Origin of the sequence: Enterococcus sp. DIV0176 (genome assembly GCF_050528535.1) — a bacterium.
In the GTDB taxonomy this organism is placed as follows: Bacteria; Bacillota; Bacilli; order Lactobacillales; family Enterococcaceae; genus Enterococcus_B; species Enterococcus_B thailandicus.
The window spans coordinates 226782-243680 of record NZ_CP172879.1 but is presented as its reverse complement, the minus strand read 5'-3'; the positions used below and the strand labels follow the sequence as shown (position 1 = coordinate 243680).

General features: G+C 35.7%; 12 protein-coding genes. 1 reads left to right on the top strand and 11 read right to left on the bottom strand.

The features are described from left to right. Positions 1-33 precede the first annotated feature (33 nt). From IGJ66_RS01230 to IGJ66_RS01180, 11 genes are all read right to left on the bottom strand, one after another. Entirely contained in the window at positions 34-966 is a 933-nt protein-coding gene (locus IGJ66_RS01230; RefSeq protein ID WP_002339140.1) for an FAD:protein FMN transferase, read from the bottom strand. Positions 967-1391: 425 nt separating this feature from the next. Then, entirely contained in the window at positions 1392-2249 is an 858-nt protein-coding gene (locus IGJ66_RS01225) for a helix-turn-helix domain-containing protein (protein WP_067483235.1), read from the bottom strand. A 285-nt stretch (positions 2250-2534) separates the two neighbouring features. Further along, a complete protein-coding gene (locus tag IGJ66_RS01220; protein WP_430616698.1) occupies positions 2535-5153 on the bottom strand; it encodes an alpha-mannosidase in 2619 nt (872 codons plus the stop codon). A gap of 20 nt (positions 5154-5173) precedes the next feature. After that, positions 5174-6223, bottom strand: coding sequence for a PTS fructose transporter subunit IIC (locus IGJ66_RS01215; protein ID WP_067483239.1), 1050 nt, complete (start codon positions 6221-6223; stop codon positions 5174-5176). Positions 6224-6245: 22 nt separating this feature from the next. After that, positions 6246-6560: a PTS fructose transporter subunit IIB gene (locus IGJ66_RS01210; RefSeq protein ID WP_430616697.1), complete on the bottom strand. Its 315-nt coding sequence runs from the start codon at positions 6558-6560 to the stop codon at positions 6246-6248. Positions 6561-6579: 19 nt separating this feature from the next. Beyond that, entirely contained in the window at positions 6580-7026 is a 447-nt protein-coding gene (locus tag IGJ66_RS01205; RefSeq protein ID WP_067483242.1) for a PTS sugar transporter subunit IIA, read from the bottom strand. Beyond that, positions 7027-8949: a BglG family transcription antiterminator gene (locus IGJ66_RS01200; RefSeq protein WP_430616696.1), complete on the bottom strand. Its 1923-nt coding sequence runs from the start codon at positions 8947-8949 to the stop codon at positions 7027-7029. Between the two features lie 635 nt (positions 8950-9584). Then, positions 9585-10376 (bottom strand): peptide-methionine (S)-S-oxide reductase MsrA, encoded by a 792-nt coding sequence (gene msrA / locus IGJ66_RS01195; protein ID WP_430616695.1) that lies wholly within the window; start codon positions 10374-10376, stop codon positions 9585-9587. Between the two features lie 190 nt (positions 10377-10566). Next, complete coding sequence (locus IGJ66_RS01190; protein ID WP_071868558.1) at positions 10567-11202, bottom strand: DUF998 domain-containing protein; 636 nt, start codon at positions 11200-11202, stop codon at positions 10567-10569. 263 nt (positions 11203-11465) lie between these two features. Next, positions 11466-12518, bottom strand: coding sequence for a PTS sugar transporter subunit IIC (locus tag IGJ66_RS01185; RefSeq protein ID WP_071868557.1), 1053 nt, complete (start codon positions 12516-12518; stop codon positions 11466-11468). Between the two features lie 12 nt (positions 12519-12530). Then, positions 12531-13469 (bottom strand): 2-dehydropantoate 2-reductase, encoded by a 939-nt coding sequence (locus IGJ66_RS01180; protein ID WP_430616694.1) that lies wholly within the window; start codon positions 13467-13469, stop codon positions 12531-12533. 302 nt (positions 13470-13771) lie between these two features. On the opposite strand from IGJ66_RS01180, the gene IGJ66_RS01175 reads away from it, so the two are divergent. Next, on the top strand, positions 13772-16765 hold the full coding sequence (locus IGJ66_RS01175) for an alkaline phosphatase family protein (protein WP_271027276.1): 2994 nt from the start codon (positions 13772-13774) through the stop codon (positions 16763-16765). The last annotated feature ends 134 nt before the right edge of the window (positions 16766-16899 follow it).

The window sequence follows — 16899 nt, the reverse complement described above, 5'->3', positions numbered from 1 at the left end:
TTTCTAACATCGATTTCTGACTGTTCGCACGTACTAAATTTTTTCAAATCCTTTTGTATACAAGAATTGATTCTCTTTTGTTACAACTGCTCCCTCGATACCCGGCTGTTCTTCAAGCGCTTTCAACACTTCTAAAGAAGATGCTCCAAATAAACGTGTAGTCCAGATTTCTCCATCTACAGAAGAATCAGACAAAATAGTCAGGCTTGCTACGTCATTTTTAACTGGAAAGCCAGTTTTCGGATCAATGATGTGATGATACACTGACGAACCATTTTGTAGATAACGTTCGTAGATTCCAGAGGTAACTAAAGATTGGTTGCTTAGTTTAACCACCGCAAGCGACTCTTCACGTGAACCTTTAGGATTTCGCAAACCAATACGCCAAGCACCATCCGAACGTCTTGGTGATTCACCAAAAACAACGATATTTCCTCCTAAGTTAACTAAAGCAAACGCTGCATTTCGCTCTCGGCAATGTGTAATTAATTTATCTGCAATGTAACCTTTTGCTAACGCCCCCAAGTCAATCATCATTCCTGGTTTGGTTAAAAAAACGGTTTTCATTTTTTCATCTAATTGAATTTGGTGTGGATCCGTTAGCAGAAGTAACTCAGTTATCTCTGCTTTTGTTGGAACCAATGCATCTTCAAATCCAATATGCCATTTTTGTACAACCGGACCAATAGCAATATTCAGATAACTATTTCTTGCACAACTATGTGCTTTTCCTAATTTGATGAGCTCAAAAAGTTCAGGATGTACAATCACAGCTTGTCGTCCAGCAGCTTGATTGATGGCCATTAATTCAGATGTCGCATCATGTGCGCTGAAGCGATGTTCATAAACGTGCAACCATTCGCCTAACTCTGCTAGTAATCGACTAGGCTCTTCATGCCCAACTTGTAATGTAATTGTTGTCCCCATCATTTGCCAGATTTTCGTTTCTTCGATCACCTGATTCATTTTTGTACCTTCTTTACTTGAACTACGGATTATATGAGTAATTAGTTTTTATTTTTGTTACTGTTTTCACAATCAGAGGATACGCCTGCTAGATTTATTTGTCAACCGATTTTATATATTTTTTTATATAATAAGGTAATTTTAATATAAAATTTTATATTGTAAAAAAACAAATAAGGGAAACAAACAACACATTTTTGTGTGTTGCTTATTTCCCTCTAACTATCGTTTTCTATTTGATGGTTAACCTACTTAAAATAAATACTGCAACGACAAACGGAGATCAAGCATGCTTTGTAACGTATTTTACGAGAATTACGACTTTATTTTATTACTCTATCTTGCTGCCATACCCGTCTATCCCTAATCATCTTTGGTGAATTTTTTCAAAGTTAGCATAACAAAAATAAGTATTTTTTCCTTCGTTAATCAATAGTATCATTTTTTTTCATACGATTTAATTCATCAATTAATTTTTTGTTTTTATTAATTTTAGCAAAAGCTAGTGCATCTTGAATCAATTCGAGCACTTCTGCCTTCGACTTATTTTTAGCCTGTGCATTCTTCGCTAATTGGGCAGCAGCTCGTGCTAAGTAATAAGTCAAATGGTTATCCGAACAAATATCGATTGCGTAATTTAGTAGTGCATCACTTGTTTCCAAATCACCGTCTTGCGCAAAAAAAACACCACAATGAAAGACGATATTTAACACCCGCCAGATATCTTCTGTTGTACGAATCGGATACGTATAAATTTTTTCAAACACTCGATTGAAATAAACTTCTGCTTTTTCCAACTCTTTTTCTCTAGCATAGACCATTCCAATACCTGTATATGCCAATAAACGAAACAACGTGTTGGCTGTTTCTGCCATCAACAACTGATCAAAATGGAACAACACATCCGTAATTGGTGCATTCGTAAAAATCATTTCAAATCCTTTTAGATAGTAGTAACGTGCAATCAGCTCAGACTCGTCAATTACCTTGGGATCAATGGCTGCTAAAATCTGTGTCAATTGTTCATATTCACTCGTAATCAATGAAAACTCTGCTTTTTCTAGCTGTTCATCAAGTTGTGTATTGATCACGTTCATCGAAGAAAAAAGTTCAACTAACGGAAGATTGATTCGATTACATAATTTGATTAAAATTTTTAACGAAGGGACTTGACCATTGTTCTCAAATTTACTTAATGTTGCTTGTGTACAAATTCCTTCAGACACTTCTTTTTGAGATAAGTTGGCAGCCTTTCTTGCCGTAATAAATTTTTCAATGTTCATTATTTTCTCTCCAATCAGACCTCACACGAAAATCATTTCTGTCTCGATTTTAGCATGTTTTCTTTGGGAATGCTTTAATTGGTTAAGATATCAATAGTTTTTTGCTTTTGTTTATTCAACAGCATAATTTTTCAGCCATACTGAAAAATTCAAGAATATCAATCTTTTTCTCAGTCAGTCTTCTAGAAAACTGACTGAGAAAAAGAACAAAGACAAACCAACAAAAGACTCTGCAGTCATCCCCACAGAGTCCTTTGTTGCCATTCATTTTTAAATGATGTTTACTTATTTTTTAGTTGTTTTTTCTATAGTTATTAAAAGAGATAAATAGTCATAAGGTTGGATCGTTGTTGACGCTTGTTTTCTTTCAATAGCATTCACCACGTCACCCATTTCCAGAATTTCTTTTGGCAAAATCACTTCCTTCGCTGTTGGATTGGCAAAACGAACCACATAATAGCCCTCATTAAAATAGGAGGGGTAAATTGCTGACACGAGTAGCTCTTCGGGAAACTCAACCAATGAAAATTCTGTTGGAATAGTTAATTCATTTTGCAACGGCCAAATCTTATTATCTATCCGATGAATAAAGACGTTTAAACTTTGCTTTTGATAGGAAATCGATTGATCTAAACGTGACTCGGTTAGTTTGGCTACTTTCCATTCATCAAACGCACCCTGACTTACCGTAAATCCAAAAGTAAAATGATATTCACCTATTTCCTGTGCTAATGGTGTTTGCATCATGATATGTCCTTCATTAGTCGTATCTCCGGAAGCACGCCCTGGACGCCATGCAAGGTTTGGCTTTCCAAGTTCACCAGTTGTTGCCATTAATGTGATGTACAATTTTTGGCCAATCCGTTCGTATTCCTTCAAACCATCTGCGTAAAAAGTTAGATAAGAATCATCCTTGATAACCGACACACTTTTATCAAAAATTTCTAAATTCACTGGCTTCTCAACCATTCGTTCTTGCCAATCTTCAGGAATAATGTCCGGTTTATTTTCGATAAAGCCATTTTGAATTTGGGCAATTGATTTTTCAGAGTCATCCAATACATTTACTACCATTCGAATACGATGTGAGTAAATAGTATTTTTTATTTTAATGGAACCTTCCACGACTTCCCCAGCACCAATGCTCAGAGTGATTTGATAGTCCACTTCTGCTTCCTCTGGATGTTTTGCTAGTCGATCTTCCAAGTTTTTCGGTAGCTTAGTCTTTCCATTAATAATCAAGGTTTCTTTAGAAGAATCAAGTAACACTTCTGCTTTGTCGAAGTTCAACGGTACCTCGTGATCTCCTTCAAGAGGTGAATAATCATAAGTGTCACCCGCATTCCCTGAATCAACCAAACGAATAAAATCAGGGTATTCAACGTCCCCGGCTATCAGTTTCAGAGAACCTTTGCTGAAGGTAATTGTTAGTGCATCATTTTTGATTTCTGTCTTATTCATTTTCACAGCTGCTTCTAATTCTTCTTCGCTCTCCTCGAATTCAACAATTGTGTATCCTAACGCGGGGACTTCTACTTCTATTTTGACATCTAACTCATAGTAAGCTGGTTCGTCAAAATATTCATAGCCAATGGCGGTCATCCGATAAGCATTCTGACGTTCAGGATAAAATATTTCTTTTTCAACAATGGCATAAGAGCTTCCTTTGAATTGAATTTTTTTTGAATTAGCAACAATATGAACTGTCTTAGGACCTTGATACTGTGCAGTTGTCGTATTGAAGACCAAAACTTGATTTGCATTTAAATCTAAAGCATCTGCAATTCTTTTGACAATGAGATTTTCTATCCCATCTGCAATCTCATTAGCTTCTTTGATTCTATGGTTGATGTCCTCCATAACATTATCAGAAACACAGCCGCCGATACTGTCATGCGCTTGATTTTCTAATACCTTTTTCCATAGACGGCGTAGTAAACCTTTTCCGATACGAATTCCATTTTTTTCAGCAATCAGCATCAATGGCTCAATTCGTTTCAAAATCTTTTGCTCCAGTTTAAAATTAGCTAATTTCATCTGTGTTCGAACAGAACCAATTGAACGATGAACCCGAGAATAAACTGGTTGTCTCAACTCTCCTTCATATTGTGGTAAGTCTTTTTTACTCCGAATGACTTCCACATAAGAAGGATAATCCGAAATTACATTGTCATACTTACTCGAATGATTCATTTCATTGATGATTTGGTCAAAGTTAAGTACCATTGACTTTTGATCCACACCAGCTGGAACCAAAATATCTTCATTTTTCCCATGCGTATGAAGCATTTCTACAGCAACATCCAACTTATCTTTCACAAACTTCGGCACATCATTAATGGCATCAAGATTCATCATGCCAGTCATATAACCGTATGGGAAGTTCATCGCATAAACAATTTTATCCCCTAAACCTTTCCAAATAAAATATGGTGACGATACCATCGTTTCAAAATTCAATCCCCGCCAGCACATAAAATTATCAATTTCTGCTTGATGCAACAAGGTTGGTAAGTTTGCATTAAATCCAAATGTATCTGGTAAGTAGCCTACCATCATTGGTTCACCATATTTATTAATTGTGTCGCTGATGCCAATCATTAAATTACGTAAAATAGATTCTGCGTCAACTAACAAAGCATCTGTTTGCGCGTACCAAGGGCCAACAAAAAGCCGACCTTCTTTCATTAATCGTTGAATTGTTTCTAGTTTCTCTGGATTGATTTCTACATATTCATCAACAATAGATGTTTGACCATCCAAACAAAAATTCACGTTTGGGTTACGCTCTAACTCATCCAAAACTTCAGTAAATACTTGATCGGATAACACGATGGCATCTTCTTTTGTAAAATACCATTCACGATCCCAATGAGTATGCTGAATAACGTGTGCTTTTACCATTTACGATTACCCTACTTTCTTTATTCTACTGATGTTTCTTGTGTCGTTTTTAGATCTTTCTTGTATTTAATTGATTTCAAAGCATTTACCATTAACGCAGTAATGATTCCGCCAACTGCAATAGATACTAGGTATAATGGAATATTTGTGACAAATGGAATCGCCATGAAAGTAGAAAGCATCGTTTCTTGCGTAATTCCAAAGAAACCACTCAATCCACAGCCGATTGAAGTTCCGACTACAATACTTGGAATAACACGTAATGGATCTTTCACCGCAAAAGGAATCGTTCCTTCTGTAATACCAACTAATCCCATAATCATGGCAGTCTTAGCGTTATCACGTTCTGCATCATCATATAATTTTTTATTTAATAAAGTTGCTAAAAACATGCCAAATGGGGGAATTGCAATAGCTAACAGCATTGCTGTACTTGGTCCAAAACTTCCACTTGAAAATGATGCAACACCAAAAGCATACGCAATTTTATTGATTGGTCCACCCATATCAAAGGCCATCATGGCACCTAATATTGCGGACATTAGTGCTGCATTAACACCAGACATCCCTTCTAACCAAGCCGTTAAGCCAGCTGTCATTCCTTGAATTGGTGCTGCTAATACATACCATAAAACTAGCCCTACTACTAAAGTTGTTACAAAAGGAATCAGCATGATTGATTTTAAACTGATTACTTGCATCGGAACTTTCACTTTTTTCAACGCATTTGCTAAGTAACCACAGGCTAAACCAGCAACCATCCCTCCAATAAAGCCCATTCCTAAGTTTTGACACATCATACCTGTAATAAATGCAGGTGCTAAACCAGGACGATCAGCAATCGAGTACGCGATATAGGCGGAAATCATTGGCACAATAAATTGTAACCCTGTTTGACCAATCATTCGCAAGACACCCCAGAAAGTATCCGTCTGATCCCAAACACCGGTTCCACCAAATATTACAGCAATTGAAGTCAACAAACCTGCAGCTACTACTAGTGGAATCATATAGGAAACTCCACTTTGGAAATGGTTTAATATTTCTTTTCCCTGTTTCTTGATATCCATTGATCCTACCCCCAAAAAATTATTAGTTATTGATTCGTGCAATTGCTCCCTTGATTGTTTCTTCTCCATCTTTTACCACTTCGGAAGTGCTCACGGTAAGAATTTTTTTTCCGTCAAACCGGCTACGTTCTGCCACATTCGTATCTACCGCAAAGATGACTACGTCGGCGTCGGCAATTTCTGCTTCAGACAATTTATTTTCCATTCCCATTGCGCCTTGTGTTTCAACTTTGATTTCAATACCATTTTTCTTAGCAAATTTTTCCAAGTTTGCTTTCGCCATATAAGTGTGCGCGATTCCTGCGATACATGCTGTTACTGCAACCATTTTTGTCATATTCCTTCTCCTCCAATTGTTAAAAAGTCAATGCTTTGATTAACTCCTCTTTATTTTTTGATTCTTTGATTTCCTTCACAAAATCATCATCCATTAATTTCCCAGATAGCTCTGCAAGAACACGTAAATGCTCGTTTCCCTTATCAGCTTCTTTGATAGCTAATAAGAAAACGATGTTTACTGGCTGATTGTCCAATGAACCCCAGTCGACTTCATTCTTTAGTTTGGCAACTGCAACCGTTGAATCAATCACTGCTTGGCTTTTTCCGTGCGGAATCGCTATGTTGTGACCAATTCCAGTTGTCATATGTTCTTCTCGTTCAAAAACATCTTTTTTAAATTGATTAACTTCAGAGACAAACCCGTTAGTTGTCAGTAACGTTGCTAATTGATCTACTACTTCTTCTTTAGAGCCAGCCTCTAAGTCTAATACGACATTTCGTTCGTCGATTTTTTCACGTATCATCTATACCGCCTCTTTCAATATTTTTACTAATTCTTCAAAAGAGGAACTAGCTCTTAGTGTTGTTAGGGCTTGTTGATTCGAAACAATTTCATTAAATGTTTCATACAAGCTATTTAATTCTGGTTTTACTTGCTCATTTAACGCGAAGAAAAACACTGAATGTACAACAGTTCCGTTCCAGTCGATGCCTTGTGGATTAACATAGATGCTAATAACAGGTTCATTGACATAGGCTATCTCCGCATGCGGCATTGCAAAATCATTTAGTGCAGTAGAAGACAACTGCTCTCTACGGGTTGCACTTTCTAAGATACCTATCTTCGCATAGCCCATTTCTTGAAGGGTGCAAGTAATCGTTCTAAGAACATTTTTCTGTGTATCCCCTTTTTGTTTGCTAAAAAAGCAAAATTTCTTATCAAGTAATGCGAAAAATGTACTTTCTGGATCTAATGAAACTTTCAAGTATCGTTGAACTCTTTTGATATCTGTTTCAAGCATCAATGGGCTAACGACTACTACCGGAAATTTAGCGTTCTTAATTGGAATCGTACTGATTACTAATTCATCTGTGATATGTTCTTCCTGAAGTTCATTGATGCTCAGGACTTTTTTGATTTTTATCGAATCTGCAAAGTTTCTATTGATTCGTTGTTCCAATAATTTTGAAGTTCCATATCCACTGCTGCAAACTAACAACACTTCAGATTTATTAGGTCTGTACCTGTCCAAAAAGGATTGGATATGAAGTGTCACATAAGCAATTTCGTCATCATCAAACCTCACCAAAAATTGTTCTTCTATTTTTTCGAGTAAATCGACACTAAGAAAGAAGGCTTGTTTAAATGATGATTTAATTTTTTCTGTATATGGATTATGGATGTTCACGCCTAAACGTAATCGTTTAACAGCTGCATTGAGATGAAGCACAAGATTGTTAATGAGCTCTGCATCTGCATGAAACTCATTCAGCTCATCAAGTACCAGTTGCTTAAGTTGCTCTCCCAGATCAAGATTAGGTAAAGTGGTCTCACTCAAGTTATGGTTCATGGCATTTTTTTCGATCGCTGAGATATGAATATCAATATATTCTTGCTCATACTTTGGAATGTTAAAATGAAAGGCTTGTTCTAACATGTCAATCAAGTAGCTAGTGTTTTCTAAAATTTCTTTTTCTGTCCCGCCTTCTTGTAATAAAAAATTATTGGAATCAATTCGTTCCAGCGCAATTGCTAGATGAATAGCTAGCGTTTGAAATTCGTAATCCGTAAATTGTAACTGGGTTTCTTCCATGAAGCGATTAAGAATCATTGCTACTTTTTTCAAAATTTCTTTATCCAAAAAATTATTTGCTTCACCCAAGAGATTAATATTCAAATCCAATAAATCTGATTTATTACTAGACGCCGTAAAACCACCCCAATAATAATTCAATACTTCTGACATTAGCTTACGTTTGCCCTTCTCACCCGCATTGATTTTCAATCCATTGCGGTCAGAAATTACTGCCATACCGTGCTTCATCACTCTCTTTTTTACTTCCTTGATCGTACTTTCCATCGTTGATCTGCTAACAAAAAGCTCATCTGCAAGATCTTGTATTTTCAAAGAGCCAGTTGTATTCAGTAACTTAGCAAAGACATAAGTGATACGATCTTCTGATGTATCAACTTTAGTAATCTCAAAATCTGGCAGTAGTTTTCTTAAATCTTCTTTATCACCTACTAACGAAACACCTTTTTTTGGTTGAACAACAATTTGTAGATTTATCTCCTTTTCAACTACAGTTTTTAAATTAGCAATAGCTTTACTAATTGTTTTCGTCGAAACTTGAAGTTGCTCAGCTAATTCTTGATAAGTGGTGTGATCATTTTCCAATAGAAAATTTAAAATTCTCATTTGACGATCGTCTAACTTGATACTCACATAAGCACCTCCTGAATACATTTTTATTTTATAGTTATTGTTTGCGCTTTCATACGGAATTTAGTTCATCATTAATGTGGAATTCGATTAGGTGTCTATTAATTATCAAGATGATTCTCTACAAAATTCCATAGAAAAATCAAGATTCTACAATTCGAATTCTCTTTCACATGGAAATAAAGGCTAGTAAAAAAACAGGAGTTGTGACAAAAGACTTGTCATCCCTCCTGTTTCCTTGCGACTTGAAGCTGAATGCTTTGCGCCACAACCTTTTCCTCGGTGTTCCCAAAGCAACTCCTCGAAATAATTCATAACTGTCCAAAAATATGAAAAGCTATTTTTGTCAATTGCTCATTATTCTGTCGGAGCTGAACGCTTTGCGCCACAACCTTTTCCTCGGTGTTCCCAAAGCAACTCCTCGAAATAATTCATAACTGTCCAAAAATATGAAAAGCTATTTTTGTCAGTTGCTCATTATTTTGTCGGAGCTGAACGCTTTGCGCCACAACCTTTTCCTCGGTGTTCTCAAAGCAACTCCTCGAAATAATTCATAACTGTCCAAAAATATGAAAAGCTATTTTTGTCAGTTGCTCATTATTTTGTCGGAGCTGAACGCTTTGCGCCACAACCTTCCTCTATCTATGTCGCTGAAAAAATAAATGAAGCTGATGCGAATGCTTGATCTTTTTATATCTTTTAGGTTGCTTCTGATAAAATTGTTGATGATGATTTTCAGCTGGCCAAAAAGTCTTTGCTTGGCGAATCTCTGTAACGATAGAACGGCTAAATCGGTTAGATTGAATCAGTTGTTCTCTTGATTTTTCAGCCAATCGCCTTTGCTTTTCATTAACAACAAATAGAATTGAACGATATTGTTTCCCCCGATCTTGAAATTGACCAAAGGCATCTGTAGGGTCTGAAATTTGCCAATAAATCTCCAACAGCTCTTCATAGGTTATTTGACGTGTATCAAATATGATCTCAACAGCTTCAACATGCCCAGTATATCCACCACTGACTTGATCGTAATTTGGTTTTTTGGTCTCTCCACCTGTATAACCAGATAACACTGAGATTACACCTGGTTTTGTTTCAAAAGGCTCAACCATACACCAGAAACAGCCACCGGCAAAAATCGCCCGTTCTTGGTATAAGGGTGAAGTTATCTTATGTTTGGCATAATCATAAGCTTTTGCACTCGCTGACTCCCCTGTGATTCTTAAATAAAAATCCATCGCATCTGGTGTCAAATTATCTCGTAGTGCTAGCGGACGCAAGTTGACCTCTAGTTTTTCTATCACCTGCTTTATCGACATTTTTGCTAGGTCTTCTTTTGCCTCTTCAAATTGTGTTCTTTCCCATTCTCTTGTATTTCGATTTAAAATAATATTATAAAGGTCTATTTCCATCTGCTCCACATCTAACATGAAGTCACCCTCTTTCAAGTTTTCTTCTTATTCATTCAAAAAATGACTACCTGAAATTTAGCACAACGCATAACAAGTTAAGACTAACTTGCTTTTCGCTCTCCTCATCTCTATTCTTAGTCGAACACATCCACACGAATGGTTACCCATAGAGAAATTCTTTTACTTAATCAGCTTCACACTGCTTTTTCTACTTTCGTAGTTGAAAAAAACTTAAACAAATCATCGGCAAATAGTTAAAGAAAAAACTTAAGCGTTGAAAGAAGCCCAATTGCTTAAAGAAGGCAAACTGACTAATCGACGGAATCCGTGCTAATCCGTAAAGACCTGCAATTAGTAAACTAATAACTGTTAAAACAAGATAAAAATGGCTAAGCGTACCTTGACCACTTTGACGATAAAGCAGAACAAGTAACAATGGGAAAAGTAGAAAGCCTGCATAGCCTAGCCCAGAACCTATATTATGGATCCAAGTCGATAGATTCCAAGAGCTTTCATTCGTATTGATACTGAATAACCCAGTAAAAACACAATCACCTATCCCATATAAACCAACTGTTGCAACAGCAAGTATTGCAAGTGTTTTTGATGTTCCAACAAATAGGTGATACAACGCAGGCAACGAAAGAACAAAAAAAAGTCCAGATACAACTGACCAGACCAAGAAAGCACGTCTGACTGGACTATCTACGTCACCAAACACACTAATTACGGTAGTCATTTGATTCAGTTTGGGATAAAAAAGGCCAAGGATATACGGTGTCGATAAATCACTAATCACACCTAATAATAAAAAATAAAAACCATATTTTTGCAAAAAAATCATTTTCTTCCCCTACTTTTTAGTGATTATTCGATACATCCAACAATCAAATTTTTTCTCATTTTAACACATATTTTTATTCTAGTTGCCTTTTGAACAATCAATAACATAAAGGTGAGTTTCTTCTACACTTAAAAAAATCGAATGGCACTGAAGAGTTCAGTTGTCAGCATCAATCCTACTCAAAAAGGCAAAAAAACGTAAGTCAGATGTTGTTGACATCTCACTTACGCATCCATTGATTGAAAATTTCTTAGTAAAATCTACTAGCCTAAAAATTTGAAGACTTCTTCTCGATCATACAGTTTAAATACTTTCTCGCATAAAAATTGAGTAATTAGTGCCGCAAAAACAGGGATGATTAACCAACAAAGAACAACAAGAAAGCCATTTAACCCTGCATCTAAAGAAGCCAACGGACCAACAAGTCCGACCACGCCGAAACCAGCAGAAGCAGGCGTACCTGAAATAGAAAATAGAGCGACAGGAATAGCTGTAATCACTGCACTAACTAAACAAGGAATAAGAATCACAGGTTTTCTAAATAGATTAGGCATCATCATCTTCATAGCGCCTAAAGCAATCGCAATTGTCACACCTGACTTATTAACCTTCCAAGAGTTCACTACTAAAACAAAAGTGGTTGCAGCTACGCCCATCGCAGCCGCACCAGCAGAAACACCATCTAGTTGGATTGCCATTCCGATTGCTACTGTTGAAATAGGAGAGATAATCAAAAAGGCAAAGGAACAACCAATCAAGATAGACATTAACAGCGGTTGTAAGGTAGTGAAGTTATTAATCAATGATCCAATTGCAGAAGTAATTGCTGTTACAAAAGGGAATAAATAAAAACCAAGTAAACCTGCACCTACACCTACAACAATCGGTGTTAACACAATCGACACTGACCCAAAACTATTTCCAATCAGTAAAATCAGCCCGACAGCAATCGACGCTGTCAGCATCGTATTAATAATATCGCCTGTACCAGCACCAACGTAAACACCTGTTTCACCCAAATCAGGTGTGAATTTGACTACACCAGAACCAACAAAAGAAGCTCCGGCTACAACCATCATTCTCATCGGATCAAATCCAAATTGTAAGGCAATCAAACCACCAATGATCAAAGGTGTTGCTAGTTGAAAAATAACTGCTAACTGTGCGATCGTTACCGCAAAGGGATACGCACTAAAATATTTTAAAATGGCACCTAATACTGCATTAGGAATCAATCCAATAATGATTCCTGTTGCTGTACCAGCGAGGACTTTATTCAGAAAAATTTTCGGTGATATTTTTTGTGAAGTTTCCATTCAATCTCTCCTTTATTTTACGTTCAAACTATCTTCTTTTGCATGGACAAGCTCAGTCAAGAAATCACAATAAGGCGTCGCAACACCATATTTCTTCCCTTTTCTAGAAATTGCGCCATTGATATAATCGATTTCTGTTAATCGATGGTTCTTAATCAAGTCTTGATACATTGAAGGATAATGTAACCCAATTGTTTCCGGGTCAAAACAAGATTCACAATGTGCAATGACTTCTGGGACATCTAGTTCAATCTTCTCTACTGCCGCTACTTTGGCAAACTCATTGACAATCGTCGTCACCATTTTATGAGCAGTCGATGTTTTTCCTAGCTCAGCCATGTTAACGTCTAAGATTGTGCATAGTCCGTTCATTGTTCCGTTCACACATGCTTTGCGATAAATAGAATAGTGAATATTATCAGAAAAATGAGCATTTAATCCTGATTCAGACAATTTGTCTGCTAATTTTTTTGCAGCTGCTTCTTTTCCATCACCTAAATTTTGTAATTCTACTGAACCACTTCCAAATAATTTGACCTGACCAGGACCTTCAAGACCTGCCGTCCACATGGTATTTCCAATATAGATATTTTCCATTGGTACAAATTTCTCAATAATGTCTTCATGCCCGATACCATTTAATAGACATAAGACCTCTGTATCTTTTTTGATTAATGATTGGATATCCTGCAGCATTTTTTCCAGCTGCATCGCTTTGGTAAATAGAATAATCAGATCAACTTGATCTTCTTTTTCTACTTCGGATTGAAGAACGATTGGTAGTTTTGCTTCTACCTCTTTACCATTAAAATTTGCTTGTAATCCATGTTCTTTGATTTGTTGGACATGTTCTGCCCAGCCATCGATTAATAATACCTCGTTCCCACCTTGGTGAAGCATTAACCCAAAGCGACTTCCCATTGCGCCAGCGCCTGCAATTGCTATTTTCATTGATTCTTCCTCCTTTTTCTTTCTATTATACTCATTTGAGAATCATTTCACAATCTTGTTTTGTTATTTGAGTTTCGTTACACGAAATTAGTGGATACAATTGTATAAGCAAGACTGCTTTAAAAAATATTATTCACTATTTTATCAAGTTATAATCTATATTCAATAATTTATTGTTTATTCTCTACCTTCTCCCAACACATTGTCTTTTTTTATGTTCTAAGTTAGGATGTTATTAATGGACAATTATCCAGAAAACGTTTTCCAATAGTTTTTATCTAATTTTTGAGAGGTGTTTATTTTTGAAACAAATAAAAGAGAGAAATTATGGGCTCCTAACGATTTTCGTTGCATGTGTAATGATTATCTTGCAACGTATATTGATGTCAGCAGTCACCGCCCCTACATATGCAGGAAATCCTGGACGATTCTACATCTATACCTTTTTACAGACATCAGTTGTAATTGGTACGAATTTGGTTCCCCTTTATATGGGCTATCAGTATCAAAAAATCGCTCGCCTAAAAGTTTTACATTATTTAAGTCGTTTCGCGTTTATTTTCCTAGTAGCAGGGCTAGTTTGTAATATCTTTTTTTATGTACAAGCTGGCAGTTTGAATATCCGTGATTATTGGTTGATTCTAACTCCTATTAGTCAAAATTACTTTACGTACGCTGTTTCTTGTATTTTACTTTTTTGTAGTATTCCTTATATAGTTAATTTCTTAAATAAACTATCGAATACGACTATTAAGCGACTACTATTGATTCTAACAATTGGGTTAGTCGGCTGCTCTACTTTATTTAATAAAGATCCATTTGCATTGCAAGATGGACAAAATATTCTATGGATTTTTTATTTGTTTTTGGTTGGTTATGGTATGAAAGAATGGAATTGGAAAGAAAAGTTTCGCTACAAAATTCCTCAAGTGTTCATCAGTTTACTCATTTTATTGTCCTTAGTTGTTTTAATGACACAAATTTCACTTATCATTAGAGGAAATACAGATACTGCTTTGAGATTTTCAAAACCATATTCACTCTTTGCAATGTATTATACCTTATCGACATTTTTATTTTTAGAAGGACTTTCCGATAAAATAAAGATAAAGGGAACTGGAGATTTTCTTGCGGTTTCTTTGATTGTTACTCAAGTCATATGTAATTTCCCTATAGTTCCTTATCGTGTGTCTACATTTATGAAACGAGAATTCCCAAATTCAGGAAAAGCATGGTTGATAAATATTGGACAGTTTTTTGTTTCCTACTTATTGATAGTATCTATTTTGATCTTTGTTTTATTTTATCTGCAAAAAATAAAATTTCTTCGTCGTTTCACCGAACACTTTGCCTTTGATTCGATTGAACAACTCATACAGAAATTGAAAAGAAGTTTACGTTGGTTCATTGCTAATAAAAGCTATTTTTTAGTTGCAGCATTCTTTTACTGCTTTACTTTTATACAGCTATTTCTTATAAAACCAAAAGAGAACTGGAAAGAAGCCATCAAAGCCGCAGTAACTATATTTGCTCAGCGCCAAGCTCCAATGATTTTGACAGTGATTATTATTATGGGATTTTTCTTCTTATTATTGTTAATTTCTAATCGGTTTTGGTACGCCTTTACAACTACATTAATCATTAATTTACTACTTACTATTTCAACAGTGATTAAAATGCAAATGCGGGATGAACCTGTCTTTCCTTCAGACTTAAAGATGCTAACAGGTCTCTCAGAATTATTATCAATGGTCAGCCCAATCTTATTAATCCTAGCTGGATGTATCCTTCTATTATTATTAGTGACCAGTATTATTGTTCAGAGAAGACTACAAAAGCAGTACACTTTAAAAATCCATTGGAAACGTCGCTTTATTAGTATTGCTGTATTATTAGTATGCTTTTCAGGCGTATTCTTCATTAATCACAAAAATTCGCCTTCTTTCTTACTATTCAACTTATTTAAAGTAGATAAAACTTTCTTTAACCAGCAAGGTGCAGTAAAAGTGAATGGTCCAGTCATTCAGTTTCTAAACAACATTGATATTAAAATCATGGAAGAACCAGAAGACTACTCAAAAGAAAAAATCAATGAATTGATGAAAACATATGATAAAAAAGCTGATGAAATCAATCAAACAAGAAATGAGTGGTTAGATAATCAGACAATTGTTCTTAATTTAAGCGAAAGTTTTAGCGATCCTGCTCGTGTTCCCAACCTAACATTACCTACAGATCCAATCCCTTATATCAAAAGCACCATAGCACAAGAAACAGGAGGATTAATGCTATCTGTTGGATACGGTGGCGGAACAGCCAATATGGAATGGGAAGGATTAACTGGTCTAAGTATCAGTAATCTATCTGCCTCATTAGTTACGCCCTATACCCAGTTGGTAGAAAGACAACAGGAAAGTCCCAATATTACAGATCTATTTGATGAAAAAATAGCTATCCATCCTTTCACAGCTACTCTTTATCGAAGGAAACAAGTCTTCGATAAATTCGGCTTTGATAAATTTTACTACCTAGATAGTCCAGATAAGTTAACTTATACGGATAAAATAGAACAAAGTCCCCGTATATCGGATGAATCAGCATACAAAGAAACATTAAAATCCTTGAAAAGCAATACAGAAACTTCACAATTCATACAGCTCTCAACTATGCAAAACCACATGCCTTATGATGATTACTACAGTGAATTAAATTACACAAGTGAAGGGACTGCTGTAATCCCTAGTCGTAGAAAAGAACTGCAAACTTATATGCAAGGTCTTCATTATACGGATGAGGCAGTAAAAGAATTTATCCAAGAAATCGACAAAATTGAAAAACCAATTACCTTTGTCTTTTATGGAGATCATTTACCTGCTATCTACAGCGGAAATGATTCAAAAAAATACGGATTAGAGCAACACCAGACGGATTATTTTATATATAGCAATAAGTATAGTCGGGAGCAAACAGCTAAATTGAACAAGAACGTCGTCTCTCCTAATAATTTCGGAGCAATGGCTCTCGAACAAGCAAATCTCAAAGTTACTCCTTACTATGCGTTACTGACAACAGTATCTGATCAGCTTCCCGCTCTAACAATTGATCCAACAGAAAGTCTGTCAAATCGTTTCAACGGAAAACAAGTCTTCATTACCAATGATAATCAAATCATCCAAGAAACAGAGTTGACTAAAAAACAAAAAGAAATTTTAGAAGACTATCGTCTGATACAGTATGACCTTGTTGCTGGTAAACAGTACAGTGCAACATGGGCACAACAAAAAATAAAGAATTAACAAGCAAATAAATGAAAGAGGAAGCTAACGATTTCTAGTAGCCTCCTCTTTCATTTACTTTTTAACTATTTAATCAACATTCTCTATTAAGTTAAAGCACTGCACTTGTATCACTAATCCGCTTTTCTCCATAT

Bases quoted from the DNA above. Each gene is read 5' to 3' on its own strand.
- IGJ66_RS01230 (WP_002339140.1), bottom strand. From the start codon at position 966: ATGAATCAGGTGATCGAAGAAACGAAAATCTGGCAAATGATGGGGACA.
- IGJ66_RS01225 (WP_067483235.1), bottom strand. From the start codon at position 2,249: ATGAACATTGAAAAATTTATTACGGCAAGAAAGGCTGCCAACTTATCT.
- IGJ66_RS01220 (WP_430616698.1), bottom strand. From the start codon at position 5,153: ATGGTAAAAGCACACGTTATTCAGCATACTCATTGGGATCGTGAATGG.
- IGJ66_RS01215 (WP_067483239.1), bottom strand. From the start codon at position 6,223: ATGGATATCAAGAAACAGGGAAAAGAAATATTAAACCATTTCCAAAGT.
- IGJ66_RS01210 (WP_430616697.1), bottom strand. From the start codon at position 6,560: ATGACAAAAATGGTTGCAGTAACAGCATGTATCGCAGGAATCGCGCAC.
- IGJ66_RS01205 (WP_067483242.1), bottom strand. From the start codon at position 7,026: ATGATACGTGAAAAAATCGACGAACGAAATGTCGTATTAGACTTAGAG.
- msrA (WP_430616695.1), bottom strand. From the start codon at position 10,376: ATGTTAGATGTGGAGCAGATGGAAATAGACCTTTATAATATTATTTTA.
- IGJ66_RS01190 (WP_071868558.1), bottom strand. From the start codon at position 11,202: ATGATTTTTTTGCAAAAATATGGTTTTTATTTTTTATTATTAGGTGTG.
- IGJ66_RS01185 (WP_071868557.1), bottom strand. From the start codon at position 12,518: ATGGAAACTTCACAAAAAATATCACCGAAAATTTTTCTGAATAAAGTC.
- IGJ66_RS01180 (WP_430616694.1), bottom strand. From the start codon at position 13,469: ATGAAAATAGCAATTGCAGGCGCTGGCGCAATGGGAAGTCGCTTTGGG.